This window comes from Rhodovulum strictum (assembly GCF_009649175.1).
GTDB lineage: Bacteria > Pseudomonadota > Alphaproteobacteria > Rhodobacterales > Rhodobacteraceae > Rhodovulum > Rhodovulum strictum.
Window position 1 is genome coordinate 72,970 of sequence record NZ_WJPO01000002.1, and the last position, 24,255, is coordinate 97,224.

Consider the following 24,255-nt stretch of genomic DNA (forward strand, 5'->3'; position numbering starts at 1 on the left):
GGCTTACTCCTGCGGCGTCATTCTGCGGCCTGGGCGGGCAGCACGAAGGGGGCGGGTCCGCGCGCGCGGACCCGTTCGCGGAAATCGACGGGCACCGGGCCGAACGGACCCGGCCGCACCTCGGCCATGTAGGCGCCGACCACGCGATCGGCCTGCGCCACGGCGGCAGCCAGACGGGCCTGCGCCTCGGCCAGGTCGCCGATCACCTCGGCATCGGCAAGCGAGCGCGACCAGTTGCCCCCCGGCGTCATCCAGACCGGATCGCCGTCGAACAGGTCGTTGGCGGCGACCACCACGGGCATCACGATCCGGCTCATTGGGCGGCTTCCCGCAGGGGGGCGGGGGCCAGCGCGGCCGCATCGCGCGGGGCGAGCCCCAGCATGATGACCGCGGGGCCGCGCAGATCGGCGGCCGCCAGATCGGCGGCCAACCGGCCAAGCCGCGAGGCAAGAACGCGCTGATCCGGGCGCGAGGCATTCTCGACCACGCTGACGGGCGTTGCGGGATCGGCGCCATGCATCAGAAGCCGGCCCTGAACGAAACGCGCCGCGCGCTTGCCCATGTAGATCGCCGCCACCGCGCCGGGCCGGGCCAGCGCCGCCCAGTCGTGATCGGCCAGACCGTCGACATCCTGCCCGGTGATGATCCGCAACTCGCCATTGCGCCCGCGCCGCGTCAGGCTTTGCCCAAGGCTCGCCGCCGCCGCCGAGGCCGCGGTGATGCCGGGCAGGATCGCCCAGTCCAGACCCGCCGCCGTGCAGGCGTCGATCTCCTCGTCAAGGCGGCCGAACACGCCCGGATCGCCCGCCTTGAGCCGCACCACCAGCGCCCCGGCGCGGGCGCGCTCGACGATCAGGCCGTTGATCCTGGCCTGCGGCGTGGACGGGCCGAAGCCGGTCTTGCCGACCTCGATGATCTCGACCTCGCGGCGGGCCAGTTCCAGGATCGGTTGCGGCACCAGCCGGTCATGGATCACCACATCGGCCTGATCCAGCGCCCGGCGCGCGCGCAGCGTCAATTCGTCGGGATCGCCCGGCCCCGCGCCCACGAACAGCACCCGGCCCGGCGCGGGCGCGCGGTCCAGATGGTCGGACAGAAGCGGCGCGGCCTCGGGCACGGCTTCGCCCGCCATCGCGCGGTCGAACAGCGCACTCCAGAAGTCACGCCGCGCCCGGCCCGGCGGCAGCGCCTCGGCCTCGGGGCGCAGCGCCTTCGCGCCGCGCAGCACCGCGCCCAGCCCGGCGGGCAGTCGTTCCTCGAGCAGCGCCTTGACCTTGCGCGCCAGCACCGGCCCCGTGCCCTCGGTCCCGATGGCGATCACCAGCGGATCGCGATCGACCAGCGCGGGCGTCAGGAAGGCGCTGGCCTCAAGATTGTCGACGATGTTGAACGGCACCCCGGCCGCTTCGGCCAGCGCGGCCACGCGGGCATCCGCGGCCGCATCCTCGTCGGCGGCATAGACCAGCCGCAGCCCGGCAAGGTCGTCCTGCGCCAGCGGCCGGGAAAACAGAGCGATGCGCCCCTCGGCGTCCCAGGCGGCGATCAGCGGATCGACGGTTTCGGCATAAACCTCGATCCGCGCCTCGGTCTTGAGCAGCAACCGCAGTTTCGCCACCGCAGCCGCACCCCCGCCCGAAACGGCGACACGCAGACCGGCAACGCGCAGGAAGATCGGAAAATGGTTCATGGGGCACCTCTGGCTATGGGCCAGATATAGAACAAATTCCCTTTCCAGAGCCATACCACGCCGCTGAAAGGGACGTGTTCTCAGTGCCTTCCCGCATCCGCGGGAAAATTATCCCCATAATGCAGTCCGCGCCGCATGCCGGTCCGAAATCCGCCCTGCGGCCGGGACGCCAGCCCCGGCCGCAGCCCCCACTCAGCGCCGCAAGGCGTGGAAATGATCCGTCGGACCGGTCCCGCGCCCGACCCACAAGCCATCCGCGGCCCGAATCGCGGCCAGTGTGTAGTCCTTGGCTGCACTGGCCGCCGCCAGCGGATCGGCAAGCGCCGCAAGATGGGTCGCCAGCGCCGCCGACAGCGTGCAGCCGGTGCCATGGGTGTTGCGCGTCGCAACGCGCGGCGCGATCAGCCAGACCCGCCGACCCGGCGAAAGGAACAGATCGGGGCTTTCCTCGTCGCCCAGATGCCCACCCTTCAGGAACACCGCGCCGCAGCCCAGCGCCAGCAGCGCCTCGGCCTGTGCTTCCATCTCCTCGCGCGTCCGCGCCTCGGGCCGGTCCAGCAGATCGGCCGCTTCGGGCAGGTTCGGGGTGATGACCCTGGCCATGGGCAGCAGCAGATCGCGCAGCGCCGCCACAGCATCCGCCGCCAGAAGCCGGTCGCCGCCCTTGGCCACCATCACCGGGTCCAGCACCACCGGCACGTCGCGCCCGTCCAGAACGCCCGCCACCGCCTGCACGATGGCGGCCGAGCCCAGCATGCCGATCTTGACCGCATCGACGCGGATATCGTCGAACACCGCCTGAACCTGCGCCGCGACAAACTCGGGCGCGACAAGCTCGGCGGCTCGCACGCCTTGGGTGTTCTGCACCGTCAGCGCGGTGATCGCGGCCATGCCATAGCCGCCATTGGCACCTATCGACTTGAGATCGGCCTGAATGCCCGCCCCGCCCGACGGATCGGACCCGGCAATGGACAGGATGTTGGGGATCATGCATGGCTCCATGTCTGGGCAAGGTCGCGGGCGGCGGCCTCGGGGTCGGGGGCGGACGCGATGGCCGAGACGACGGCGATGCCGGCGCAGCCCATGTGCTTGAGGGCGGGGATATCCGGGGCACCCACACCGCCGATGGCAACCGCGGGCACCGGCGCCGCGCGCACGATCCGGGCCAGCCCGTCCATGCCCAGCGGCGCAGCGTGATCGGGCTTGGTCGCGGTGGCGCGCACCGGACCGACGCCCAGATAGTCGACAGCGCCGGGCGGCAGGGCGGCAAGCTGCGCCCCGGTCTCGATCGACAGCCCCAGGATCGCCACCGGCCCCAGCGCCGCGCGCATCCGCAGCGGGTCGCCATCCGACTGGCCGATATGCAGCCCGTCCGCCCGCGCGGCCAGCGCCACCGCCAGCCGGTCATTGACGATCAGCGGCACGCCCAGCGGCGCCAGCAGGGCGCGCAGGCGGCGGGCCTGCGCGATCATCGCCGCATCCTCGGCATGCTTGTCGCGCAACTGCACCGCCGTTGCGCCGCCCCGCACCGCCGCCATCACCAGTTCGTCGGACACGCCATCAGGCGTCACGAAATAGACCCGAAAACTCATGCCGCCTGCACCCGCGCCCCGGCGGTCAACGCGTCCGGCGTGATCGTGGCCAGCGCGTCCAGCAATGCGACCTGAAAGCTGCCCGGCCCCGCAGCCGTTTCCCCGGCCCGCTCGCCCGCAAGCCCGAAATAGGCCAGCGCCGCCACCGTTGCGGTCGCCCGGTCCTCGGCCCCGGCCAGGAACGCGCCGACAAGCCCGGTCAGCGAACAGCCCAGCGCCGTTACTCTGGGCATGGCCGGATGGCCATTCGCCACGCGCCAGCCGCGCGCCCCGTCGGTGACGTAATCGACCGGCCCGGTAACGGCGACAACAGCGCCCGTGCTGCACGCCAGCGCACGCGCCGCCTCCTCGGCCGCGGCCACCGGATCGGCGCTGTCCGCCCCCTTGCCCTGCGCCGCCGCCCCCGACAGCGCCAGGATCTCGGAGGCATTGCCGCGGATCGCCGCCGGGCCAAGCGCCAGCAACCGCGCGCCGATCTCGCGCCGGAACGCCGTGGCGCCGACCGCGACCGGGTCCAGCACCCAGGGCAGGCCCGCCGCCTGCGCGGCCTGCGCCGACGCCTCCATCGCCGCGACCCAGGGGCCGCTGGGGGTGCCGATATTGATCGTCAGCGCCCCGGCCAGCGGCGTGAACTCGGCCGCTTCCTCGACCGCATGAACCATTGCGGGCGAGGCGCCTGCGGCCAGCAGCACATTCGCCATGACGTTCATCGCGACGTAATTGGTGATGTTGTGCACAAGCGGCGCGCGCTGGCGCATCTCGCTCAAATGGGCTCCCCAGTCGGGCATCACGTCCTCCGTGGCCGGGCAGGAAACGAACGCGAAAGCCCCTTGGGCGCTTCGGGTGCGACTTCCTCCGCCAGCATGATCTGGTTCAGGTTCAAAGGGTACTTCTCAGCCCGGGATGACCCCGGACGCCCCTGTCACGGTGGGCATGGAACCACGTCCCGCGGGGAAACAAAAGCACCTTTTGCCTGCCCGGATCTCAGGACGAAACAGCCGCGCGCGGCCCGGTCAGGATCCGCCAGTAGAGCAGCGCAAAGCCCAGGAAGGCGGCAATCCAGCCCGCCCCGGCCAGATGCAGCAGCCAGCCCGGCGCGCCAAGCCCTTCGGCAAACCGGGCCATGACCGAGACCAGCAGCAGCACATACAGCGCGGCGACGGCCGGGCTTGCGGTCAGCGGGCGGCCCGAATGGCCAAGGCTGGCGCGCGTCATGATCGCCAGCGTCATCATGCCGACCGCGCCCGCCATCCACACATGCTGCGCCGCCGTGACCGAGCCCAGCCCCGGCAGCACCGACGCAAGCCCCACCGCCAGAAACCCGACCGGCACCAGCGCATAGGCAAGGTGCAGCACCCAGACCAGCGGCTCGGCCAGCGTGCGGTGCCCGACCCAGCGGCCCAGCCGGATCAGCTGCAAGACCCCCGCCAGCAGACAGAGCAGCGTGGCAAGCCAATGCGCGGGCGCCACGGTCCAGACCGCAAGCGCCAGACCGGCCACCGCCAGCGCGATCCCGTCGAACTGGCCGAGGGGGGCGGGCAGCCGCGTCTCGCGGCGCTGGGCCAGCCAGTTGCGGGTAAAGCTCGGCACGACCCGGCCGCCGATCAGCAGGATCATCCCGATCGCAGCCGCCAAGGCCACCCGCAGCCCCAGCCCGCCCGCCGCATAATCGCCGCGCAGGGCATCGAGATGGAACAGCCCCTGCCCCAGCGTCATCAGCAACAGCAGCGCCCAGACCGACAGGTTGCGCCAGTTCCGGCCCGCCACGATCTCGCGCAGCATGACCGCAGCCAGCGCCAGCGGAAAGGCCAGATCGACCGCTGCGGCCGCCCCGACCGGCAGCAGCGCCGAAACCGACACCGCGACCCGCCCCGCCGCCCAGAGCAATACCAGTGCCAGAAGCGGCCAGCCCATCAGCGGCAGCCGCCCGGTCCAGTTCGGCACCGCCGTCAGCAGGAACCCGGCCGTGACGGCGCCGAGATAGCCGAACAGAAAGGCATGGGCATGCCAGCTGACCGGATCGAGCACAGTGGGCAGCGCCACGCCGCCGCCCAGCATCGCGATCCACAATGTCATCGCCGCGGCCGCCCAGAGACTGCCGAACAGGAAGAACGGGCGATGGCCCTGCGCCAGAAGGGCGGGACCGGCAAAGGCGCGGCGGCGCTCGGAGGTGGTGGCCATGGGACGACTCGCTTTTGGTATTTCAAATACCGATTAACCGATGTAATACGTATTTGAAACTCCAATTCGTGAGGCCCAATGCGCCTGACCCAGTTCACCGATTTCGGATTGCGCGCGCTGATGCGGCTGGCAGGCCGCCCCGAGCGCGGCTTTTCCACCGCCGAACTGGCAGAGGAATTCGGCGTCTCGCGTCATCATCTGGCCAAGGTCGTGGCTCGCCTTGCGGCGGCCGGGCTGGTCGAGACACGGCGCGGCGGTGGCGGCGGGTTGCGGCTGGCACGCCCCGCGGCCGAGATCCGGCTGGGCGAGGTGGTGCGCCTGCTGGAGGCAGATCAGGCGCTGGTCGAATGTTTCGCGGCCGATGGCGGGGCCTGCACGCTGACGCCGGATTGCCGTCTCAAGGGGCGGCTGGCCCGGGCCGAGGCCGCCTTTCTGGCCGAGCTTGACCGCGCAACGCTGGCCGATTGCGCCTGGGCGCCGAGGGCGGAATGATGGGCGGCTGGGGCGAACTGGCGCTGGCCTTCGGCGTGTTCCTGGCCTCGCATGGCGTTCCGGTGCAGCCCCCCGTGAAACGGCGGCTGACAGCTATGCTGGGGCGGGGCGGCTATCTGGCGGCCTATAGCGCGCTGTCGGTCGCGGTGCTGGCCTGGCTGATCGTTGCCGCCGGGCGCGCGCCGCATGTGCCGTTGCTGCCCTGGGCGGCGTGGCAAGCCTGGGTACCGAACCTTGCGATGCCGGTGGTCTGCCTGTTGATCGCCTTTGGCACGGCGGCACCCAATCCGCTCAGCTTCGGCGGTGCGCGCAACGACCGCTTCGATCCCGCCCGCCCCGGCATCGTGGGGCTGACCCGCCACCCGCTGCCCTGGGCGCTGGCGCTGTGGTCGGGCGCGCATGCGCTGGCCAATCCCGATCTGGCGCATCTGCTGATGTTCGGCGGCTTCGCGGGGTTCGCGGTTCTCGGCACGCGGATCATCGATCGGCGCAACCGCCGCCTTCTGGGCGAGGCCGAATGGCAGCGGCTGGCCGCCCATACCGCGAACCTGCCGCTTGCGGCGCTGATCGCGGGGCGCTGGCGGCCCCGCGCATGGCCCGCCCCGGCGCGGGTGATGATCGCGCTGGCGCTCTGGGCGGTGCTGTTTCTTGGCCACGAGGCGGTGATCGGCGTCTCGCCCCTGCCTGCGCCGATCTGAGCCGGCTCAGCTCGACGGGTCGTCGATCAGACGGGCCGGCTTGGCCAGCCGGAGAAGCGGCCCGCGATCGCAGATCGTGATGGATTGACCGTCATTCTGCACGCCATATTCGCCCAGCGTCCGCAGCGCCCGTGACAGGTTCTCGGGCGTCATGCCAAGCAGCGAGGCGATCTTGCGCTTTTCCAGCGGCAACGCAAAGCTCTCGGCCCCGCCCGCCAAATCCTGATACCGTAGCAGGTAATTGGCCAGCCGCTCTATCGAACTGCGCAACCTGATGTTCTTGCTGGATTTCACAACGCCGCGATAGCTTGCTGCAAGTTCCCTGACCACGGCGCGCGCAAAGGCACGGTCCTCGTCGAAGACATCGCGCACATTCTCCGAAGGCAACAGGACAACGCGGCTTTTTTCAAGCGTGCGCGCAGAACACAGGAAAGGCGCATCCTGGATCGTAGCTGCCAGCAGGAAGCTCGAGACCGGGGTCACGATCTCCATCGTGGTCTCGCGCCGGTTCCATGTGGCGAAAAGCTCGACCTGACCGGCGGTCAGCACATGCAGGAAATCGCTTGCCTCGCCCTCATGGAACAGGTCGACTTGCGGCGGAAAGGTCTGGACATAGGCACCGCGATGCAGCCGGGCAAAGGCGCTCTCGGCCATATCGGCAAAGATCGGCAGGTTGCGGATTTCACAGATATCCGATTCGCGCATGTCCTCTCCGGCCTAATCTCTTGACAATTATCAAGTGAACTTGCGTTAAATATCAAAGCTCTCGCGCCCAGATTGGTGAGGCCCGGTTGAGATGTTTCACCCAATCGCCCGACCTTTTGCCCGCGCGGCCTTATTTCGTCATTCTGGCGTATCTTCCGGGCACCAATCAACCCGAAAGCGACTTGCCCATACAATGCTGACATTCAAATAGGCTGCCGGGACAGTAATTTGGAACACTTCTTCGTGGGGGATCGGGATGGGGTTCTTGAACGCGGCGCCGCAGGGGCCTCAGGAACGGGTGCGTCGGGCCATCGATCCGGCCGAAGGTGAAACACTGGCGACAGGGGAACAAGCGGGCCGGGCCGAATGGGAGACAGTCAGATGATCGTGACGATCAAGGCACTCGCCGCGATGCTGAGCCCGCCCAGTGCCCAGTTCAAGGCCGCCACATGGGATATCGCCGATGCCATGCTGGTCGAGGATCTGCTGACTCCAGAGGTACGCCGCCAGCTTCTGCCATTGCTTGACGAAATCCACGAGATGGAGCTTGGACGCCAGCAGGAACGCTTCGCGGCGCATTTCCAGCGCTCGCGATCCTTGTCGCTGAACCTGATCGAGCACCTGCCCACGGACGAGGCCGGGCCCGCCGCCCATCTGGACTCCTGTCACCTGGCCCTGTTGCTCGACACCCTTGCCGACCGTCCCCTGAACGAGGTGCGCGGCGTGCTGGCGGATGTCGCGCCCGTGGTCGAGATCCTGGCGCTTCGGCTCGAGGCGCTGGGCAGCAGCTATGCGGGCGTTTTCCGGGCATTGCTGCATCTGGCGGTCCAGGGGGCGCGTACCGCACACGACGCCGAAGGATACTTCGCTTACAGCCGCTGCCCGCCCGGACTCACCGGCTGCACGGGGCCGACCCCGGCCGCCGCCGCCCTCCACCTGCCCGAGCGATAGCGATGAGGACGCGCTTTCCCGAAATCACCATCGACGGTGTCGCCCTGGCGCCAACGACGATTGCGGCCAGGACAACGGTCCGCACCGCAGCCGCAAACGGCCCGGGCAATGCAAGGGCACAATCGGGTTGCGCGCCCGGGGACTTTGGCGATGCGCCATTCCGCGCAGGCGGACTGGAGGAGCGGCGCACCAGCTTTGCGCGGGTCGGATCGGCGCTGGCCAGCCGCAACATCGACCTTGCACCGGGGGCGATGGGGCCGTTCGATCTGGACCTGGCGCGCGCCCGGCTGAACGGGGCGCTGGAATTGGCCGCGCGCGAGCGGCGGGCGCGGGCCGCCTTTGCCCGGATGAACCGACCGAACAACCCGGGCTGGCCCGGAACACCGGCCGGAGGGTCGGCCGGTCAACCGGCACTTGCCCCCCGGGACACGCAGCCCCGATCCCAGGAATTCGGCCCGGTTCCGGTCGATCTGCGCAACCATGCCGATCCGCTCGACGCGATTGCGGCCGATCACTTGCGGCAGCGGCAGATGGCGGGCGCGCTGGAACGGCTGGCGCACGGCCAGGTGCCGTGCCTGGAACACATCATCGGGTTGCTGGCGCATGTCGATATCGAACTGCCGGTGAATTTCCTGGACGAGGAAGTGGACCTGTTCGATCTTCTGCGCCGACGGGCCGGACCGCGGGACCGGCCGGACTGGCTGCTTGACCGGCTTGCCGCCGAACATGCCGTGATCGACGATCTGGCGGGCGAGGTCAGCCATATCCTGCGCAGCGTCATTACCGGCCGGACACCGCCCGACATGCGCGCGCTGGGCCGCTTTGCCGTTGCCACCCGCCGCCACCTGATCGTGGACGAGACATTGATCCTGCCGCTTGCGCGCATGCGCCTGTCCCAGCGCGACCGGCAGGATCTGCGCGCCGCCATGGCCGCGCGGCGGGGCCTTCCCCCTGCCACCGCCCGCGGGACCATCGACGCCTGAGCCGGGCGGGCTCAGCCCAGCGCGTACCCCGCGCCGCGGACGGTGCGGACGGGATCCTCGCCGCCATGCTGGCACAGGGCCTTGCGCAACCGGCCGATATGGACATCGACGGTGCGGGTATCGACATAGATATCCCGGCCCCAGACCCGATCCAGCAACTGCTCGCGGCTCCAGACCCGGCCGGGTTTCTCCATGAAGGTCGACAGCAGCCGAAACTCGGTCGGGCCAAGCTTCAGCGTCTGGCCGTCGCGGAAAACCTTGTGGGTCTCGGGGTCCAGAACGATATCCTCGAATTCCAGCCGCTGGCCCACCGCCGCGGGCCGCGTGCGTCTGAGCAGCGCCTTGACCCGCGCCATCAGTTCGACCACCGAATAGGGTTTCACGACGTAATCATCGGCGCCGGTTTCCAGCCCGCGCACCCGGTCAACTTCCTCGGCCCGGGCCGAAAGCATGATGATCGGCATCGCGCGCGTGTCGTTGCGGGTCTTGAGCTGGCGGCAGATCTCGATCCCCGAGACCGAGGGCAGCATCCAGTCCAGCACCACCAGATCGGGCACGATCTCGTCCACCAGGATCAACGCCTCGTCCCCGGTCGCGGCGCGGGCCACGCGAAAGCCCTCGGCCTCCAGATTGTAGGCCAGAACCTCGCGCTGGGCGGGCTCGTCCTCGACGATCAGCACTGTGGGCCTTTCGGCGATTGACATCGCTCAGACCCTCGGCGCCTCGACCGCGGTACGGTCGGCCTTGGGCCGTTCGTCCTCGGGCATCTCGCCGGTCACCAGATAGATCACCTGTTCCGCAATCGCGGTGACATGGTCGCCCATCCGCTCGATGTTCTTGGCGATGAAATGCAGATGCATGCAGGCGGTGATGTTGCGCGGATCCTCCATCATGAAGGTCAGGAACTCGCGGAACAGCGCGTTGTACATCTGGTCCACTTCCATGTCGCGCATGCGCACATCCTGGGCCAGTTCGGCATCGCGCTGGATATAGGCGTCCAGCGCGTCCTTCAGCATCGCCTCGACCGCCATAGACATGCGCCGGATCGCGCCCGCAGACCCGTCAATGGGGGTCATCTGCACCAGAACCCCGGTGCGCTTGGCCATGTTCTTGGCATAGTCGCCGATCCGTTCCAGATTGGCGCCGATCTTCATCACGGTCAGCACCGTGCGCAGATCGCTGGCCGAAGGCTGGCGCAGCGCCAGCATCCGGGCACATTCCTGGTTCACGCGCTCTTCCAGCTCGTCCACGGCGCGGTCGTTCTTGCGCACCCGCTCGGCCAGTTCCTCGTCGCGGTTTTCCAGCGATTGCGCGGACTCGAGGATCGCGACCTCGACCAGCCCGCCCATCTTCATGATGAGCGCCTGGATCGCCTCGAGGTCGCGGTCGTAGGATTTCACGATATGGCGGTCGTTCATCTGCGATCCCTTCTCAGCCGATCCGGCCGGTGATGTAGCTTTCGGTACGCGGGTCGTGCGGGTTGGTGAAGATTTGCCCGGTCTCGCCGAACTCGACCAGATGGCCCAGATGGAAGAAGGCGGTCTTCTGGCTGACGCGGGCGGCCTGCTGCATCGAGTGGGTGACGATCACCACCGAATACTGTTCGCGCAGTTCGTCGATCAGTTCCTCGACCTGCGCGGTCGCGATCGGGTCCAGCGCCGAACACGGTTCGTCCATCAGGAGAACCTCGGGTTCGGTCGCCACGGCGCGCGCGATGCACAGACGCTGCTGCTGGCCGCCCGACAGGCCGGTGCCGGGGGACGAAAGCCGGTCCTTGACCTCCTCCCACAGCGCGGCCCGGCGCAGCGCGCGTTCCACGATCTCGTCCAGATCGGCCCGGGACTGCGCCATGCCATGGATCTTGGGGCCATAGCCGACATTGTCGTAGATCGACTTGGGAAAGGGGTTCGGCTTCTGGAACACCATGCCGACCTTGGCGCGCAACTGCACCGGATCGATCGAAGGCGCATAGATGTCCTCGCCGTCCAGCGTGATCAGGCCCTTGACGCTACAGATGTCGATGGTGTCGTTCATCCGGTTCAGGCAGCGCAGGAAGGTCGACTTGCCGCAACCCGACGGCCCGATGAACGCGGTCACCGTCTTGTCCTCGATGTCCACGTCCACGTCCTTGATGGCGCGGTTCTCGCCATAGAACACGTTGACCCCGCGGGCCGAGATCTTCACCTCATGGGTCACTGCAGTCCTCTTCGTCAGCGGATTGTCATACATGATCGAATTCCTTTGCCAGCGCTACCATTTCCGCTCGAACCGGTTGCGCAGGAAGATGGCGAGCGCATTCATAACTACGAGGAAGGTCAACAGCACCAGGATTGCCGCCGAGGTGCGGCTGACAAAGCCGCGTTCGGGGCTGTCGGCCCAGATGAAGATCTGCGTCGGCAGGGCGGTGGCACTGTCGAAAGGCGTGCTCGGGGCCGAGGTGATGAAGGCGTTCATCCCGATCAGCAGAAGCGGCGCGGTCTCGCCCAGCGCCTGCGCCAGGCCGATGATGGTGCCGGTCAGGATGCCCGGCATCGCCAGCGGCAGCACATGGCCGAACACCACCTGATGGCGGGACGCACCCACACCCAGCGCCGCCTCGCGGATCGAGGGCGGCACGGCCTTCAGCGCAGCCCGCGTCGCGATGATGATCGTGGGCATCGTCATCAGCGCCAGCGTCAGACCGCCCACGAAGGGCGCCGAGCGCTGCATGCCGAACCAGCCCAGGAACACCGCCAGCGCCAGCAGACCGAACACCACCGAAGGCACCGCCGCCAGGTTGTTGATGTTCACCTCGATCAGGTCGCTGACCCGGTTCTTCGGCGCGAATTCCTCAAGATAGATCGCCGCACCGATCCCCAGCGGGAACGAGATCAGGAAACAGACCAGAAGCGCCCAGGCCGAGCCGATCAGCGCGCCCTTAAGCCCCGCCAGTTCGGGAAAGCGCGAGTCGGCATTCCTGAACAGCGCCCAGTTGAACGGCTCGGTGATCGCGCCTTGCGCCATCAGCGTGTCGAACCAGGCGATTTCCTGATCCTTGACGCGGCGGAACGCCTCGGGCGTCTCGCGGTCGATCAGCCCCTTCTTGAGCTGGTCATAGGGGTCGGAAACCGGCACCCTCATGGTGATCGTCTGCCCGATCAGCGAGGGGTCCGCCACGATCCGGTCGCGCAGCATGAACTGCGCCCCGTTGCTGAGGATCGCGCCCAGCGCGCGCAATTCGGCGCGGCTCTCGACGCCGGGGATCCGCTCGGCCAGTGCCGCGGTCATCACGTCGCGAAAGCCCCCGCGCGGCAGCCCGGCCGCCGGAATCTCGGCCGGATCGACATAGACATCCAGCGTGATGTGGGTCTGGGTGAACGCCTTGTGGCCGGTCATCACCAGCGAGCCCACCAGCGTCGCCAGCATCAGGAAGGCAAACGAGATCGCGGCAAGGCCAAGGCCCTGAAGCATGATCTGGTGACGCTTGCGCCGCCCAAGGCCCGCGCGAACGGTCTCTGTCGAGGAAAGCCGGCGCGGTCCGGCTGCGATATCGGTCATGGCACGGGCCTCAGTCATAGGCTTCGCGGTACTTGCGCACGATGCGCAGCGCGAAGACGTTGATCACCAGAGTGACGAGGAACAGCATCATCCCCAGCGCGAACGCCGCCAGCGTCTTGGGATTGTCGAACGAGGTGTCGCCGATCAGCAGGGTCACGATCTGCACGGTGACGGTGGTCACGCTGTCCAGCGGGTTGATGGTCATCTTGGCGATCAGCCCCGCGGCCATCACGACGATCATCGTCTCGCCGATCGCGCGGCTGACCGCCAGCAGGATGCCGCCCACGATGCCGGGAATGGCCGCCGGGAACAGGACGGTGGTCATCATCTCGGCCCGGGTCGCGCCCAGCCCCAGCGCCCCGTCGCGCAGCGCCTGCGGCACCGCCGACAGCGCGTCATCGGCAAAGGACGAGATGAACGGGATCAGCATGATCCCCATCACGCTGCCCGCAGCAAGCGCGGTGTTGGGCGCAATGTCGATGCCCAGCGCGGCCCCCGCAGAGCGGATCGCCGGTGCCACCGTCAGGATCGCGAAGAAACCGTAGACAACGGTCGGCACGCCGGCCAGGATCTCGAGGATCGGCTTGGCCACCGCACGCATCCGGCGCGGGGCGAATTCGTTGAGATAGATGCCCGACAACAGGCCCACCGGGATCGCGATGAACAGCGCGACCACGGTGATGACGATGGTGCCCAGAAAGACCGGGATCCAGCCAAAGGCCCCCTCGGCGGCGATCTGGTCCTCGCGCAGCGGGATCTGCGGCTCCCAGTTCAGCCCGAACAGGAACTCGGTCAGCGGCACCCGCTCGAAAAAGCGGTAGGTCTCGAACATCAGCGATCCGGCGATGCCCAGCGTGACGAAGATCGCGACCGAGGCACAAAAGATCATCAGGCCCGAAACGATGCGTTCGACCCGGTGGCGAGCGCGGAACTCGGCGCCGACGCGCAGTCGGGCAAACAGCACCAGCCCCCCGGCCACCACCGCGACAAGCCCCACCAGCGAATAGGCGGCAGTCTGGCGCAGCCCGACCAGCCGTTCGGCGGCCTCGATCTTCCAGTCTTCGGGCGTGCCGAAGGTGCGCCCCCCGGCAAGCGACTTGATCTCGGACAGGATCAGTTGCACCGCCCCCGCGTTCACACCATCCAGCGTTCCGGGCGGCAGGCCGCCCAATACCATCCGGTCGATCACCGGACCCTTGAGAACCTGCCAGACAAGGATCAGCACCATCACCGGAACGACCGCCAGCAGGAAGGAATACATCCCGTGAAAGCCCGACAGCGAATGCATGCGGGCCCCGCTCTGCCGGATCGACCGCGCCGCCATCAGGTTCCAGACATACCCGGCGATCGCGAGGGCAAAGAGCAGGGAGAATGCGAGAGAGGTCATCTTGGGTGCGCCCCGTCGAAAGTGACGACTGCCCGGGCAGAACCCGGGCAGTCCCTGGCTTGAAAGCCGATTACTTCGCGTCCATGGACTTGGCGTTCAGAACGCTGTCCTGAAGCGCGGCGCGGCTTTCGGCGTCGAGCGGCACAAGGCCACGCTCGGTCAGGTAGCCGCCCGGCTCGAGCGCATCATCGGACATGTATTCCTCGATGAACTCCTGAAGGTTCGGGATCACGCCACGATGCGCGTTCTTGACGTAGAAGAACAGCGGGCGCGACACCGGGTAGGAGCCGTCGGCGATGGTGTCGAATTCGGGATCGACGCCAGCCAGCTTGACGCCCTTCAGCTTGTCGAGGTTCTCGTAGAGGAACGAGTAGCCGAAGATGCCCATCGCATTGGGATCGGATTCCAGGCGCTGAACGATCAGGTTGTCGTTCTCGCCCGCCTCGATGAACGGGCCATCGGTGCGCATGCGCGAGCAGTTCTCGTTGACCCAGGCGCTGTCGAACCCGCCATCCTTGACATAGGCCAGTTCCTTGCAGCCCGCATGCATCGCCAGTTCGACAAAGGCATCGCGGGTGCCCGAGGTGGGCGGCGGGCCAAGCACGACGATGTTCACGTCGGGCAGGCGGCTGTCGATTTCCGACCATTTCTTGAAGGGGTTGTCGACCCATTCGCCATTCACCGGAACCTGCGCGCCCAGCGCCAGGAAGACTTCGCCCAGCGAAACGTCCCAGTCGAAGCTGTTCGAGCGCGAGATCGCCATCGACAGGCCGTCATAGCCGATCATCGCTTCCGAGATGTCGGTCACGCCGTTCTGGGTGCACAGTTCGTATTCCGAGACCGTCATCGCCCGCGAGGCGCCGGTGATGTCGGGATGGCCTTCGCCGATGCCGCCGCAGAAGATCTTCATGCCGCCGCCGGTGCCGGTCGATTCCACGATCGGCGAGGGGGCGCCAGTGTTGTTGGCGAATTGCTCGGACACCGCCTGGGTGTAGGGGAAGACGGTGGACGAGCCGACGATACGGATTTCGTCGCGCGCAGAGGCCGCGGTGGCCGAGACGGCGGCGATTGCCAGCGCCGAGGCGGTCACTTTGATACGGGACATGGGAACTCCTGAAGCTTGGTTCGGGGTGCGGATTCGCACCTGCCCGGGCTGGGTATCGGCTGCCAGTGACGCTTGTGTAATAGTTCGATGACAGATTTATGACAGCCCGCTTTCCGCGGAAAGTCTCTTGGGCCGGGCGCCCACAAGGCATTGTACCCAAATGATTTCACCCCTGGATTGTATCCGGCCTTGCCCGCCGTCATCCAGCCGCAAATGCGCGAACCGGCGCGGGCAGCGACCGACTCAGGCGCAACATCCGCATGTCGCGCGCCCGTCCCGGAGCACGGCTATTTACAAGACCGGCGCCATGGTGATCCTGCCCGCATGCGCATGATCCTCCCGCCTGCCCGCCCGCCGGGGCTTTCCGGTCCGCGCCGCCTGCGGGCCGCGCCATGATCCCCCGGCTTCCGCCCGAACGGCGCGGGCTGATCGTCGCGGCGCTTGGCACGGCGCTGACGGTCAGCTGGGCGTCAAGCTACTACATCCCCGCGGTTCTGGCGGTGCCGATGGCCGAAAGCCTTGGCCTGTCGCCGGTCTGGGTCTTCGGCGCATTTTCCATGGCGATGGTGGTCTCGGCCATGGTCGGCCCCTGGGCCGGGGCGCGGATCGACGGCGCCGGCGGGCGCGGCGTGCTGATGGCATCGAACCTGATCTTTGCCGCCGGACTGGTGCTGCTGGCTGCGGCACCCTCGCCCGTCCTGCTGTTCGCGGGCTGGGCGGTCATCGGGCTGGGCATGGGCATCGGGCTTTACGAGGCGGGCTTTGCCACGCTGGCGGGTATCTACGGCAAGGAGGCCCGCGGGCCGATCACCGGCATCACGCTGATCGCCGGTTTCGCCAGCACCGTCGGCTGGCCGCTTTCAGGGCTGATGCTGGCGCTGTGGGGCTGGCGCGAGGCATGCCTGGGCTGGGCGCTGATCCACCTGTGCCTTGCGCTGCCGCTGAACGCCCTGCTGCCGACGGGGACGGGGTCTTTCACCAGGGCCCCGGCCCAGACCGAGGCCGGGCCGCCACCGTCGCGCACGGCGCTTGTCCTTCTGGCCTTTGTCTTTGCCGTGACCTGGTTCAACTCGACCGCCATGGCCGCGCATCTGCCGGGGCTTTTGCAGGCCGCCGGGGCCAGCACGGCGGTTGCCATCGCGGCCGGGGCGCTGATCGGCCCGGCGCAGGTGGCGGCGCGGCTGCTGGAGTTCGGCCTGCTGCGCCGCTTCCACCCGCTGTTTTCGACCCGCATCGCCGCGGCGGCCCATCCGGTCGCCGCCGTGACGCTGGTGGCCTTCGGCGGCCCGGCCGCCTATGTGTTTGCGCTGTTGCACGGGGCGGGCAACGGTATCCTGACCATTGCCAAGGGCACCCTGCCGCTGGCGCTGTTCGGCGCGGCCGGGTATGGCCAGCGGCTTGGCTGGCTGAACGCCCCGGCGCGCATCCTTCAGGCCGCGGCCCCGCTGATCTTCGGGGCGGCGCTGACGGCCTGGGGGCTTTCGGCGATCTGGCTGACGGCCGGGCTGGGGCTGGCGGCGCTGACTGCCCTTCTGCTGCTCAGGCGGTCATAGCCCGGCGGCATGGCCCTTCCGGCAAGACCCGGGTCAACCCATCCGCTCGCTGGCATAGGATCCGGGCGAGGCGGGGAAGACCACGGTCTTGTTGCCGTTCAGGAACACCCGGCGGTGGATATGGGCATGCACCGCGCGCGCCAGCACCTGCGCCTCGACATCGCGGCCGAGCGAGACGTAATCCTCGGGGCTTTGGGCATGGGTCACGCGGATCGCGTCCTGTTCGATGATCGGACCCTCGTCCAGATCGGCGGTGACGTAATGCGAGGTCGCGCCGATCAGCTTCACCCCGCGCTCGAACGCCTGACGGTAGGGGTTGGCGCCCTTGAAGGAGGGCAGGAAGGAATGGTGGATATTGATGATCCGGCCCGACATCCTGCGGCACATATCGTCCGACAGCACCTGCATGTAACGCGCCAGCACCACCAGTTCGGCGCCGGTCTCCTCGATTAGGCGCATCTGCTGCGCCTCGGCCTCGGCCTTGGTTTCTTTCGTGACCTTGATGTAGTGGAACGGGATGTCGTGGTTCACGACAAGCTTCTGGTAGTCGAGGTGGTTCGAGATCACCGCCACGATGTCGATGGGCAGCGCGCCGATCCGCCAGCGATAGAGCAGGTCGTTCAGGCAATGGCCGAAGCGCGAGACCATGACCACCACCTTCATCTTTTCGCTTTCGTCATGGAAGGCGTGGGTCATCGCGAAACGCTGCGCGGTGGCGGCAAAGCCGTCGCGCAATTCGGCCAGACCCGCGCCCCCCTCGGACACGAAGCTGACGCGCATGAAGAAGCTGCCGGTCTGGGCATCGTCGAATTGCGAACTGTCGGTGATGTTGCAGCCCTGTTCGGCCAGACAGGCCGAGATCGCGGCAACGATGCCGCGGGTCGAGGGGCAGGTGACGGTCAGGCAGAACTTGCTCATTCGGGTCTCCATCGGGCAAGGGGCATCGGCCCTGCCGGGGCGGTTCGGGACGTGGGATGTCGGTCGCGTCAGCCGGGGCGGGCCAGCCTGCTTGCGGCGGTTTCCAGCGCGTGCCAGAGCGAGCCCGCCGCCGAGCGCATCCCCAGCACGGCCAGCCGGTCCTCTGCCCGGCGGATCAGGAACACGCCCATATGTTCAAGCGCGGTGCGCGTCGCGCGCCCGGGGCCAAAGGTGGCGGCATCGACATTGACCAACTTTTCCATCAGCCGGATCAGCGGGTCCGCCCCTGCGGACGAGGCGATCTCGATGGCCACCCAGCCATCGGTCTGTTCGGTCACGGAACATCCCGGCGCGGCGCGTTTCACCTCGGCGGCAAAATCGTGCTCTGCGCGGCCCTCGGCCTCGATCATCCACTGGCCCGGCCCGGTCCAGAACGCGGCGACGCCCGCGCCCGCGACCCAGCCGCCGGGGGAGGGCAGCGTCAGGCCGAACAGGGCGGGCGCCGCCGTTCCCCGGCGCAGCGCCAGCGAAGCCAGCGCCAGCCCGGGGGTCTCGGTCAATGTCAGGGGGCCAAAGCGCGCGCAACGCGGCAGATCAGCGCCAAGGGCGGTGATGGGGGTCAGGTCAGTCACGCAGGCGCCCTCCTTCCGGGTCGACGAAATGCGGGCTGACGACGCGCAGCCGCACCGCCATGCCCTCGACCGGGTTGGCGGCGATCACCACCTCGCCCGTCCGCCCGGCCCCGTCCACAAGGAACCCCAGGCCGATATGCGTGCCCAGATGCGGCGAGAAGCAGGCCGAGGTGATCCAGCCCTGATCGGTCTCGGTCCGCTGCGCGGCGCCTTCGGCAAACAGATGCGAGCCCGCGACCACCCGCTCGGCCGGATCGACCGGCACCAGCCCCACCAGACGCCGCGTATCGGCGGCCAGCCCCTCGCGTCGGGACATGACCGCGCCGATCGCGTCCTTCTTCGTCGACACCATCTTGCCCAGCCCCAGCATCTGCGCCGTGGTCTGGCCGTTGATCTCGTTGCCCGCGGCGTGGCCCTTTTCGATGCGCAACACGCCCAGCGCCTCGGTGCCGTAGGGGGTGGCGCCCAGATCGGCGCCCGCCTCGATCATCCGTGCCATCAGCGCGTTGCCATAGCGGGCGGGCACCGCGATCTCATAGGCCAGTTCGCCCGAGAACGAGATGCGGAACAGACGCGCCCTGAGCCCGCCGCAGACGGTCAGTTCGGCGCAGGCCATGAACGGAAACGACGCGTTCGACAGATCGGCCCCGTCCACGATGCGCGCCAGCAGGTCGCGTGCCCGCGGCCCCGCCACCGAGATCTGCGCCCAGGCGTCGGTGGTGGAAATCAGCTGCACGTCCAGATCGGGCCACAGGCACTGGCGGGCGAATTCCATGTTGCGGTAGACGAGCCCTGCATTGGCGGTGGTCGTCGTCACCACGAAATGATCCTCGGCCAGCCGCGCGCAGGTGCCGTCGTCATAGGCAATGCCATCCTCGCGCAGCATCACCCCATAGCGCACGCGGCCGACGGCAAGGGTGGACATCGTGTTGGCATAGATGCGGTCGAGGAAGGCCGCCGCATCGCGCCCCTGCACGTCGATCTTGCCCAGCGTGGTCACGTCGCACAGGCCCACGCCCGCGCGGGTCGCCGTCACCTCGCGGTCGACGCTCTGACGCCAATGGGTTTCGCCGGGGCGCGGGAAATACTGCGCCCGCATCCATTGACCCACCTCGACAAACACCGCGCCCTGCGCCTTGGCCCAGGCATGGGTGGGGGTCAGGCGGCGGGGGCGGAAATGGGGGCCGGTGTCGCCGCCGCCCAGCACGCCCAGCGAAACCGGCGTGTAGGGCGGGCGAAAGATCGTGGTGCCGGTCTGGGGGATCGCCTTGCCGGTCAGTTCCGACATCACCGCCAGCGCAGTGACATTCGCGGTCTTGCCCTGATCGGTGGCCATGCCCAGCGTCGTCCACCGCTTCATGTGCTCGACGCTCGTCATGTTCTCGCGGCGGGAGAGCGCAATATCCTTGACCGTGACATCGTTCTGGAAATCGACCCAGGCGCGGCCGCGCCCCTTGACGTGCCAGAAGGGCGTCGGGATCGCTGGCCGGTCCTCGGCCGCGGGCAGCGCGGGCAGCGCCGCCGCGATCCCCAGATCGGCCAGCGCGCCCTGCGCAGCCCGTGCCCCGCCGGTCAGGGCGGCATGTGTGGTGCCCTGGCCCGCGGCGGCCCCGGCGACACTCAGACCCGCGGGACCGTCCGGACCCGGCAGGAACGCCTTATGCCCCTCGGACCAGACCGGGCGGCCGCGGTGGTGCGAGGCAAGGTGCAGGTTGGGGTTCCACCCGCCCGAGACGCCCAGCGCGGAAACCTCCAGCCAGTGTGCGCGCCCATCGGCATGGGTCACCTCGATCGAGGACAGACCCAGCCGCCCCCTTGCGCCCGTCACCTGTGCAGCGGCGAAAAGCTGATACTCGCCCAGCCGCGGCGCATCGGGCCGCGGGTCGATCACGGCCAGCACGTTCACGCCCCTGGCGACCAGGTCGATGGCGGTGCGGTGGCCGTCATCGTTATTGGCAAAGACGGCGACCCGCTGGCCGGGCCGGGTCAGGGGCGTCACCGCCCAGCGGTTGGCATAGGCGCGCATGGCACCGGCCAGCATGATGCCGGGCCGGTCGTTATCGGCAAAGGGAATATGCCGCTCGGTCGCCCCTGCGGCCAGCACCGCACGCCGCGCAGTGATGCGCCAGAGGCTCTGGCGCACCTGCGCGCCCGGGTCCGGCAGGTGGTCGGCCACCCGCTGAACCGCGCCATAGATGCCGTGGTCGAACGCGCCGAAAACCGTGGTCCGGCTCAGCACCCGCACATTCGGCAGGCTGGCCAGCTCCGCCTCGACCGCCGCAACCCAGTCGGTCGCGGGGGCGTCGTCCAGCGGATGCGTCTCGGCCAGCAGCCGCCCGCCCAGCCGGAAATCCTCGTCCGCCAGGATCACCCGCGCCCCCGCACGCCCCGCAGTCAGCGCCGCCGCAAGGCCAGCGGGACCGCCGCCGATCACCAGCAAGTCGCAATGCAGGAAACCCTTGTCATAGGCATCGGGGTCGGGCTGCATCGACAGCCGCCCCAGCCCCGCCGCGCGGCGGATCGCGGGTTCGTAGACCGTTTCCCAGAAGGATTTCGGCCACATGAAGGTCTTGTAGTAGAACCCCGCCGTCAGGAACGGTGCGAGCATGTCGTTGACCGCCAGCGCGTCGAAGCCGAGCGCGGGCCAGCGGTTCTGGCTGGACGCCGCCAGCCCGTCGAACAGTTCCACCACGGTCGCGCGGGTGTTGGGCTCGCGCCGCGCGCCGGTGCCCAACTCGACCAGCGCGTTCGGTTCTTCGGACCCGGCGGAAAGGATACCGCGCGGGCGGTGATACTTGAAGCTGCGGCCCACCAGCCGCACGCCGTTGGCCAGGAGCGCCGAGGCCAGCGTATCGCCCGGATGCCCCTTCAGCCGCTTGCCGTCGAAGGTAAAGCCCAGGCTGCGGCTGCGGTCGATCAGACCGCCCTCGATCCGGCTCATCTGCCCCTCCGCGCGACATCGGCGGCCAGTTCCGCGCCCAGGATTTCGTGGGTCACGGTGTTGCGCGTGACCACCAGCCAGGACCGGTCGCCAAATTCGTGAAACCACAACTCGCGATGCACGCCCGCGGGGTTGTCGCGCAGATAGACGTAGTCGCAGAACGCGGCCTCGGCGCCGTCGGCCATGCCGTCGGGCCGGTCGATCAGCGACGCATCGCCCAGATAGGTGAATTCCTGCGCGTCGCGAGGACCGAGCAAGGGATGGGGGATCAGCATTCTTGGGTGACCTCAGTGCAGGTTCGGCTGGGCGCCTGCGCCTTTTTCGTCGATGAGATGGCCGCGCGCGAAGCGGTCCAGCCGGTAGGCGGTGGCGGTCGGATGCGGCGTGCCGGTGGCGATCAGATGGGCAAAGGCATAGCCGCTGGCCGGTGTCGCCTTGAACCCGCCATAGCACCAGCCGGCGTTCAGATAGAGCCCCTCGACGGACGTGCGGTCGATGATCGGCGAGCCGTCCATCGACATGTCCATGATGCCGCCCCAGATGCGCAGCACGCGGGCGCGGCCAAGCGCGGGCATCAGCGCCATGCCGCCCTCGGCGACATCCTCGATCACGGGCAGGTTGCCGCGCTGGGCGTAGGAATTGTAGCCGTCGATATCGCCGCCGAAGACCAGTCCGCCCTTGTCGGACTGGCTGATGTAGAAATGCCCCGCGCCGAAGGTGATGACGCCGTCGATGCTGCGTTTCAGCCCCTCGGAGACGAAAGCCTGCAAGGCATGGCTTTCGATCGGCAGCCGCATCCCGGCCTGCGCCATCACCCGGCTGGACGAGCCCGCAACCGCGACACCCACCTTGCCGGCGGCGATGTAGCCGCGGCTGGTCTCGACCCCGCGGACGCGCCCGCCCTCGATGCGGAAGCCCGTCACCTCGCAATTCTGGATCAGGTCCACGCCGCGCAGGTCGGCGCCACGGGCATAGCCCCAGGCCACCCCGTCATGACGTGCGGTACCCGCCCGGCGCTGCAAGAGCCCGCCCTTGATCGGAAAGCGCGCGTTGCCGAAGTTCAGGAACGGATACATCGCCCGCACCTGATCGGGCCCCAGCAATTCGGCATCCGCGCCCGCCAGGATCATGGCGTTACCACGCCTGCGATAGGCATCGCGCTGGGCGTCGGTATGGCACAGGTTCAGGATGCCGCGCTGGCTGACCATCGCGTTGAAGTTCAGTTCCTGCTCCAGCCCCTCCCACAGCTTCATCGAGAATTCGTAGAATGGCTCGTTGCCGGGCAGCAGGTAGTTCGACCGGATGATCGTCGTGTTCCGCCCGATATTGCCGGACCCCAGCCAGCCCTTTTCCAGCACCGCGATGCGTGCCTGACGAAACACCGTCGCCAGGTAATAGGCGGTGGCAAGGCCATGACCGCCGCCGCCCACGATGACGATGTCATAGGCGGGCTGGGGGTCGGGATCGCGCCACAGGGGGCGCCATCCCTTCTGGCCGGTCAGGGCCTCGGCAATGATGCGGAAACCGGAAAAGCGCATGGCTCGGATGCCGTCCTCAGATGTCAAGCGTGTGATCGCGTTCCCAGCGGGAGAAATGCGACACGAACGAGTTCCATTCCTGTTGCTTCATCTTCATGTACGAGGCCGAGAATTCCTCGCCCATCAGCGCCTTGAGTTCGCTGTCGGCATCCAGCGCGCGGATCGCGTCAAGCAGGTTCAGCGGCAGCTTGGGGGCGTTCTTGACGGTATGGCCCTCGGCATACATGTCGATGTCGTGGCGCGGCCCCGGATCGGCCTGCGTGCGCAGCCCCGACAGCCCCGCCGCGATGATGACCGCCTGAAGCAGGTAGGGGTTGGCCGCACCGTCGGGCAGGCGCAACTCGAACCGGCCCGGTCCGGGGACGCGCACCATATGCGTGCGGTTGTTGCCGGTCCAGGTGACCGAATTGGGCGCCCAGGTCGCGCCCGAGATGGTGCGGGGTGCGTTGATGCGCTTGTAGCTGTTCACCGTGGGGTTGGTGAACGCGGCCATGGCGGTGGCGTGCTTCATGATCCCGCCAAGGAAATGGCGGCCGCGCTCTGAAAGGCCCAGTTCGGGGTCGCCATTGGCAAAGACGTTTGTCCTGCCCTCGAGATCCCAGACCGAGATATGCGCGTGGCAACCATTGCCGGTCAGCCCCTTGATCGGCTTGGGCATGAAAGTGGCGCGGAAGCCGTGCTTTTCGGCGACCGACTTGACCATGAACTTGAAGAAGGAATGGCGGTCGGCGGTCACCATCGCGTCGTCGAAGGACCAGTTCATCTCGAACTGGCCGTTGGCATCCTCGTGATCGGCCTGATAGGCGCCCCAGCCCAGTTCCAGCATGTAATCGCAGATCTCCGAGATCACGTCGAACCGGCGCATCAGCGCCTGCTGGTCGTAGCAGGGTTTCTCGGCGGTGTCGGCAGGGTCCGAGATCTCGGTGCCGCCGGGGGTCAGCAGGAAGAATTCGGCCTCGACCCCGGTCTTGACCCGCAGCCCTTCGCTGGCGGCCTCGTCGACCAGGCGCTTGAGTACGTTGCGCGGCGCCTGCGCGACCTCGGCGCCCTCCATCACGCAGGTCGAGGCGACCCAGGCAATGTCGGGCCGCCAGGGCAGTTGCACCACCGTTTCGGGCACCGGCATGGCCAGCATGTCGGGATGGGCCGGGGTCATGTCCAGCCAGGTGGCGAACCCGGCAAAGCCCGCGCCGTCCCGGGTCATGTCCGTGATCGCCTGCGCGGGGACCAGCTTGGCGCGCTGACCACCGAACAGGTCGGTGTAGGAAATCATGAAGTACTTGACGCCCTTTTCCCGGGCGAAGGCAGCCAGATCCGTCATTCGTCCTATCCCTGTTGTTATGCGGCAGGCGGGA

Annotated in this window: 24 protein-coding genes and 1 riboswitch; of the genes, 5 read left to right on the forward strand and 19 right to left on the reverse strand. The window is 68.1% G+C overall.

The features are described 5' to 3' along the window. Positions 1-17 precede the first annotated feature (17 nt). From GH815_RS02025 to GH815_RS02050, 6 genes are all read right to left on the reverse strand, one after another. Positions 18-317: a DUF2849 domain-containing protein gene (locus GH815_RS02025; RefSeq protein WP_153747074.1), complete on the reverse strand. Its 300-nt coding sequence runs from the start codon at positions 315-317 to the stop codon at positions 18-20. Then, complete coding sequence (gene cysG, locus GH815_RS02030; RefSeq protein ID WP_153747075.1) at positions 314-1,687, reverse strand: siroheme synthase CysG; 1,374 nt, start codon at positions 1,685-1,687, stop codon at positions 314-316. Before cysG ends, GH815_RS02025 begins: the two co-directional genes overlap by 4 nt. 192 nt (positions 1,688-1,879) lie before the next feature. Beyond that, entirely contained in the window at positions 1,880-2,677 is a 798-nt protein-coding gene (thiD, locus tag GH815_RS02035; RefSeq protein ID WP_132695227.1) for a bifunctional hydroxymethylpyrimidine kinase/phosphomethylpyrimidine kinase, read from the reverse strand. Next, positions 2,674-3,279, reverse strand: a complete 606-nt coding sequence (thiE, locus tag GH815_RS02040; RefSeq protein WP_153747076.1) for a thiamine phosphate synthase — start codon at positions 3,277-3,279, stop codon at positions 2,674-2,676. The genes thiD and thiE overlap by 4 nt, the downstream gene beginning before the upstream one ends. After that, positions 3,276-4,067 carry a hydroxyethylthiazole kinase gene (thiM, locus tag GH815_RS02045; protein WP_153747077.1) on the reverse strand — a complete coding sequence of 264 codons (792 nt, stop codon included), beginning with the start codon at positions 4,065-4,067 and terminating at the stop codon, positions 3,276-3,278. Before thiM ends, thiE begins: the two co-directional genes overlap by 4 nt. Positions 4,068-4,112: 45 nt before the next feature. Further along, positions 4,113-4,210, reverse strand: a riboswitch (TPP riboswitch). Positions 4,211-4,263: 53 nt separating this feature from the next. After that, entirely contained in the window at positions 4,264-5,460 is a 1,197-nt protein-coding gene (locus tag GH815_RS02050; RefSeq protein ID WP_153747078.1) for an NnrS family protein, read from the reverse strand. Between the two features lie 78 nt (positions 5,461-5,538). On the opposite strand from GH815_RS02050, the gene GH815_RS02055 reads away from it, so the two are divergent. Together GH815_RS02055 and GH815_RS02060 are read left to right on the forward strand one after the other, a co-directional pair. Beyond that, a complete protein-coding gene (locus GH815_RS02055) occupies positions 5,539-5,952 on the forward strand; it encodes an Rrf2 family transcriptional regulator (RefSeq protein ID WP_153747079.1) in 414 nt (137 codons plus the stop codon). Then, positions 5,925-6,650 carry an NnrU family protein gene (locus GH815_RS02060; protein ID WP_246176277.1) on the forward strand — a complete coding sequence of 242 codons (726 nt, stop codon included), beginning with the start codon at positions 5,925-5,927 and terminating at the stop codon, positions 6,648-6,650. Before GH815_RS02055 ends, GH815_RS02060 begins: the two co-directional genes overlap by 28 nt. A gap of 6 nt (positions 6,651-6,656) precedes the next feature. On the opposite strand, the gene GH815_RS02065 is transcribed toward GH815_RS02060, so the two are convergent. After that, complete coding sequence (locus GH815_RS02065) at positions 6,657-7,355, reverse strand: helix-turn-helix domain-containing protein (protein ID WP_153747080.1); 699 nt, start codon at positions 7,353-7,355, stop codon at positions 6,657-6,659. A gap of 381 nt (positions 7,356-7,736) precedes the next feature. Between GH815_RS02065 and GH815_RS02070 the strand changes: the two genes are divergently transcribed. Beyond that, on the forward strand, positions 7,737-8,306 hold the full coding sequence (locus GH815_RS02070; RefSeq protein ID WP_153747081.1) for a hypothetical protein: 570 nt from the start codon (positions 7,737-7,739) through the stop codon (positions 8,304-8,306). 2 nt (positions 8,307-8,308) lie between these two features. Then, complete coding sequence (locus GH815_RS02075) at positions 8,309-9,289, forward strand: hemerythrin domain-containing protein (RefSeq protein WP_153747082.1); 981 nt, start codon at positions 8,309-8,311, stop codon at positions 9,287-9,289. Positions 9,290-9,300: 11 nt separating this feature from the next. Here the strand turns inward: GH815_RS02075 and phoB are convergent, their stop codons facing one another. From phoB to GH815_RS02105, 6 genes are all read right to left on the reverse strand, one after another. Then, the gene (gene phoB / locus GH815_RS02080; protein ID WP_153747083.1) at positions 9,301-9,993 is read right to left on the reverse strand and encodes a phosphate regulon transcriptional regulator PhoB; all 693 of its coding nucleotides are present in this window, start codon (positions 9,991-9,993) and stop codon (positions 9,301-9,303) included. A gap of 3 nt (positions 9,994-9,996) precedes the next feature. Further along, positions 9,997-10,707, reverse strand: a complete 711-nt coding sequence (gene phoU / locus GH815_RS02085; protein ID WP_153747084.1) for a phosphate signaling complex protein PhoU — start codon at positions 10,705-10,707, stop codon at positions 9,997-9,999. Positions 10,708-10,720: 13 nt separating this feature from the next. Beyond that, on the reverse strand, positions 10,721-11,518 hold the full coding sequence (gene pstB, locus GH815_RS02090; RefSeq protein ID WP_153747085.1) for a phosphate ABC transporter ATP-binding protein PstB: 798 nt from the start codon (positions 11,516-11,518) through the stop codon (positions 10,721-10,723). A 21-nt stretch (positions 11,519-11,539) separates the two neighbouring features. Continuing rightward, positions 11,540-12,826, reverse strand: a complete 1,287-nt coding sequence (gene pstA, locus GH815_RS02095; protein WP_153747086.1) for a phosphate ABC transporter permease PstA — start codon at positions 12,824-12,826, stop codon at positions 11,540-11,542. A 10-nt stretch (positions 12,827-12,836) separates the two neighbouring features. Then, the gene (gene pstC, locus GH815_RS02100; RefSeq protein WP_153747087.1) at positions 12,837-14,213 is read right to left on the reverse strand and encodes a phosphate ABC transporter permease subunit PstC; all 1,377 of its coding nucleotides are present in this window, start codon (positions 14,211-14,213) and stop codon (positions 12,837-12,839) included. 70 nt (positions 14,214-14,283) lie between these two features. Then, the gene (locus GH815_RS02105) at positions 14,284-15,318 is read right to left on the reverse strand and encodes a substrate-binding domain-containing protein (RefSeq protein ID WP_153747088.1); all 1,035 of its coding nucleotides are present in this window, start codon (positions 15,316-15,318) and stop codon (positions 14,284-14,286) included. Positions 15,319-15,710: 392 nt separating this feature from the next. On the opposite strand from GH815_RS02105, the gene GH815_RS02110 reads away from it, so the two are divergent. Continuing rightward, entirely contained in the window at positions 15,711-16,871 is a 1,161-nt protein-coding gene (locus tag GH815_RS02110) for an MFS transporter (protein WP_153747089.1), read from the forward strand. A 33-nt stretch (positions 16,872-16,904) separates the two neighbouring features. On the opposite strand, the gene purU is transcribed toward GH815_RS02110, so the two are convergent. The 6 genes from purU to glnT form a co-directional block, all read right to left on the reverse strand. Continuing rightward, on the reverse strand, positions 16,905-17,789 hold the full coding sequence (purU, locus tag GH815_RS02115; RefSeq protein WP_153747090.1) for a formyltetrahydrofolate deformylase: 885 nt from the start codon (positions 17,787-17,789) through the stop codon (positions 16,905-16,907). 68 nt (positions 17,790-17,857) lie between these two features. Continuing rightward, entirely contained in the window at positions 17,858-18,421 is a 564-nt protein-coding gene (locus GH815_RS02120; protein ID WP_343030613.1) for a sarcosine oxidase subunit gamma, read from the reverse strand. After that, a complete protein-coding gene (locus tag GH815_RS02125) occupies positions 18,414-21,362 on the reverse strand; it encodes a sarcosine oxidase subunit alpha family protein (RefSeq protein ID WP_153747091.1) in 2,949 nt (982 codons plus the stop codon). The genes GH815_RS02120 and GH815_RS02125 overlap by 8 nt, the downstream gene beginning before the upstream one ends. Beyond that, positions 21,359-21,637, reverse strand: a complete 279-nt coding sequence (locus GH815_RS02130) for a sarcosine oxidase subunit delta (protein ID WP_153747092.1) — start codon at positions 21,635-21,637, stop codon at positions 21,359-21,361. The genes GH815_RS02125 and GH815_RS02130 overlap by 4 nt, the downstream gene beginning before the upstream one ends. Positions 21,638-21,649: 12 nt before the next feature. Next, positions 21,650-22,900, reverse strand: a complete 1,251-nt coding sequence (locus tag GH815_RS02135) for a sarcosine oxidase subunit beta family protein (RefSeq protein WP_153747093.1) — start codon at positions 22,898-22,900, stop codon at positions 21,650-21,652. 16 nt (positions 22,901-22,916) lie between these two features. Beyond that, complete coding sequence (gene glnT / locus GH815_RS02140; protein ID WP_153747094.1) at positions 22,917-24,221, reverse strand: type III glutamate--ammonia ligase; 1,305 nt, start codon at positions 24,219-24,221, stop codon at positions 22,917-22,919. Positions 24,222-24,255: the final 34 nt, after the last annotated feature.

Bases quoted from the DNA above. Each gene is read 5' to 3' on its own strand.
- GH815_RS02025 (WP_153747074.1), bottom strand. From the start codon at position 317: ATGAGCCGGATCGTGATGCCCGTGGTGGTCGCCGCCAACGACCTGTTC.
- cysG (WP_153747075.1), bottom strand. From the start codon at position 1,687: ATGAACCATTTTCCGATCTTCCTGCGCGTTGCCGGTCTGCGTGTCGCC.
- thiD (WP_132695227.1), bottom strand. From the start codon at position 2,677: ATGATCCCCAACATCCTGTCCATTGCCGGGTCCGATCCGTCGGGCGGG.
- thiE (WP_153747076.1), bottom strand. From the start codon at position 3,279: ATGAGTTTTCGGGTCTATTTCGTGACGCCTGATGGCGTGTCCGACGAA.
- thiM (WP_153747077.1), bottom strand. From the start codon at position 4,067: ATGCCCGACTGGGGAGCCCATTTGAGCGAGATGCGCCAGCGCGCGCCG.
- GH815_RS02050 (WP_153747078.1), bottom strand. From the start codon at position 5,460: ATGGCCACCACCTCCGAGCGCCGCCGCGCCTTTGCCGGTCCCGCCCTT.
- GH815_RS02055 (WP_153747079.1), top strand. From the start codon at position 5,539: ATGCGCCTGACCCAGTTCACCGATTTCGGATTGCGCGCGCTGATGCGG.
- GH815_RS02065 (WP_153747080.1), bottom strand. From the start codon at position 7,355: ATGCGCGAATCGGATATCTGTGAAATCCGCAACCTGCCGATCTTTGCC.
- GH815_RS02070 (WP_153747081.1), top strand. From the start codon at position 7,737: ATGATCGTGACGATCAAGGCACTCGCCGCGATGCTGAGCCCGCCCAGT.
- GH815_RS02075 (WP_153747082.1), top strand. From the start codon at position 8,309: ATGAGGACGCGCTTTCCCGAAATCACCATCGACGGTGTCGCCCTGGCG.
- phoB (WP_153747083.1), bottom strand. From the start codon at position 9,993: ATGTCAATCGCCGAAAGGCCCACAGTGCTGATCGTCGAGGACGAGCCC.
- phoU (WP_153747084.1), bottom strand. From the start codon at position 10,707: ATGAACGACCGCCATATCGTGAAATCCTACGACCGCGACCTCGAGGCG.
- pstB (WP_153747085.1), bottom strand. From the start codon at position 11,518: ATGTATGACAATCCGCTGACGAAGAGGACTGCAGTGACCCATGAGGTG.
- pstA (WP_153747086.1), bottom strand. From the start codon at position 12,826: ATGACCGATATCGCAGCCGGACCGCGCCGGCTTTCCTCGACAGAGACC.
- pstC (WP_153747087.1), bottom strand. From the start codon at position 14,213: ATGACCTCTCTCGCATTCTCCCTGCTCTTTGCCCTCGCGATCGCCGGG.
- GH815_RS02105 (WP_153747088.1), bottom strand. From the start codon at position 15,318: ATGTCCCGTATCAAAGTGACCGCCTCGGCGCTGGCAATCGCCGCCGTC.
- GH815_RS02110 (WP_153747089.1), top strand. From the start codon at position 15,711: ATGATCCCCCGGCTTCCGCCCGAACGGCGCGGGCTGATCGTCGCGGCG.
- purU (WP_153747090.1), bottom strand. From the start codon at position 17,789: ATGAGCAAGTTCTGCCTGACCGTCACCTGCCCCTCGACCCGCGGCATC.
- GH815_RS02125 (WP_153747091.1), bottom strand. From the start codon at position 21,362: ATGAGCCGGATCGAGGGCGGTCTGATCGACCGCAGCCGCAGCCTGGGC.
- GH815_RS02130 (WP_153747092.1), bottom strand. From the start codon at position 21,637: ATGCTGATCCCCCATCCCTTGCTCGGTCCTCGCGACGCGCAGGAATTC.
- GH815_RS02135 (WP_153747093.1), bottom strand. From the start codon at position 22,900: ATGCGCTTTTCCGGTTTCCGCATCATTGCCGAGGCCCTGACCGGCCAG.
- glnT (WP_153747094.1), bottom strand. From the start codon at position 24,221: ATGACGGATCTGGCTGCCTTCGCCCGGGAAAAGGGCGTCAAGTACTTC.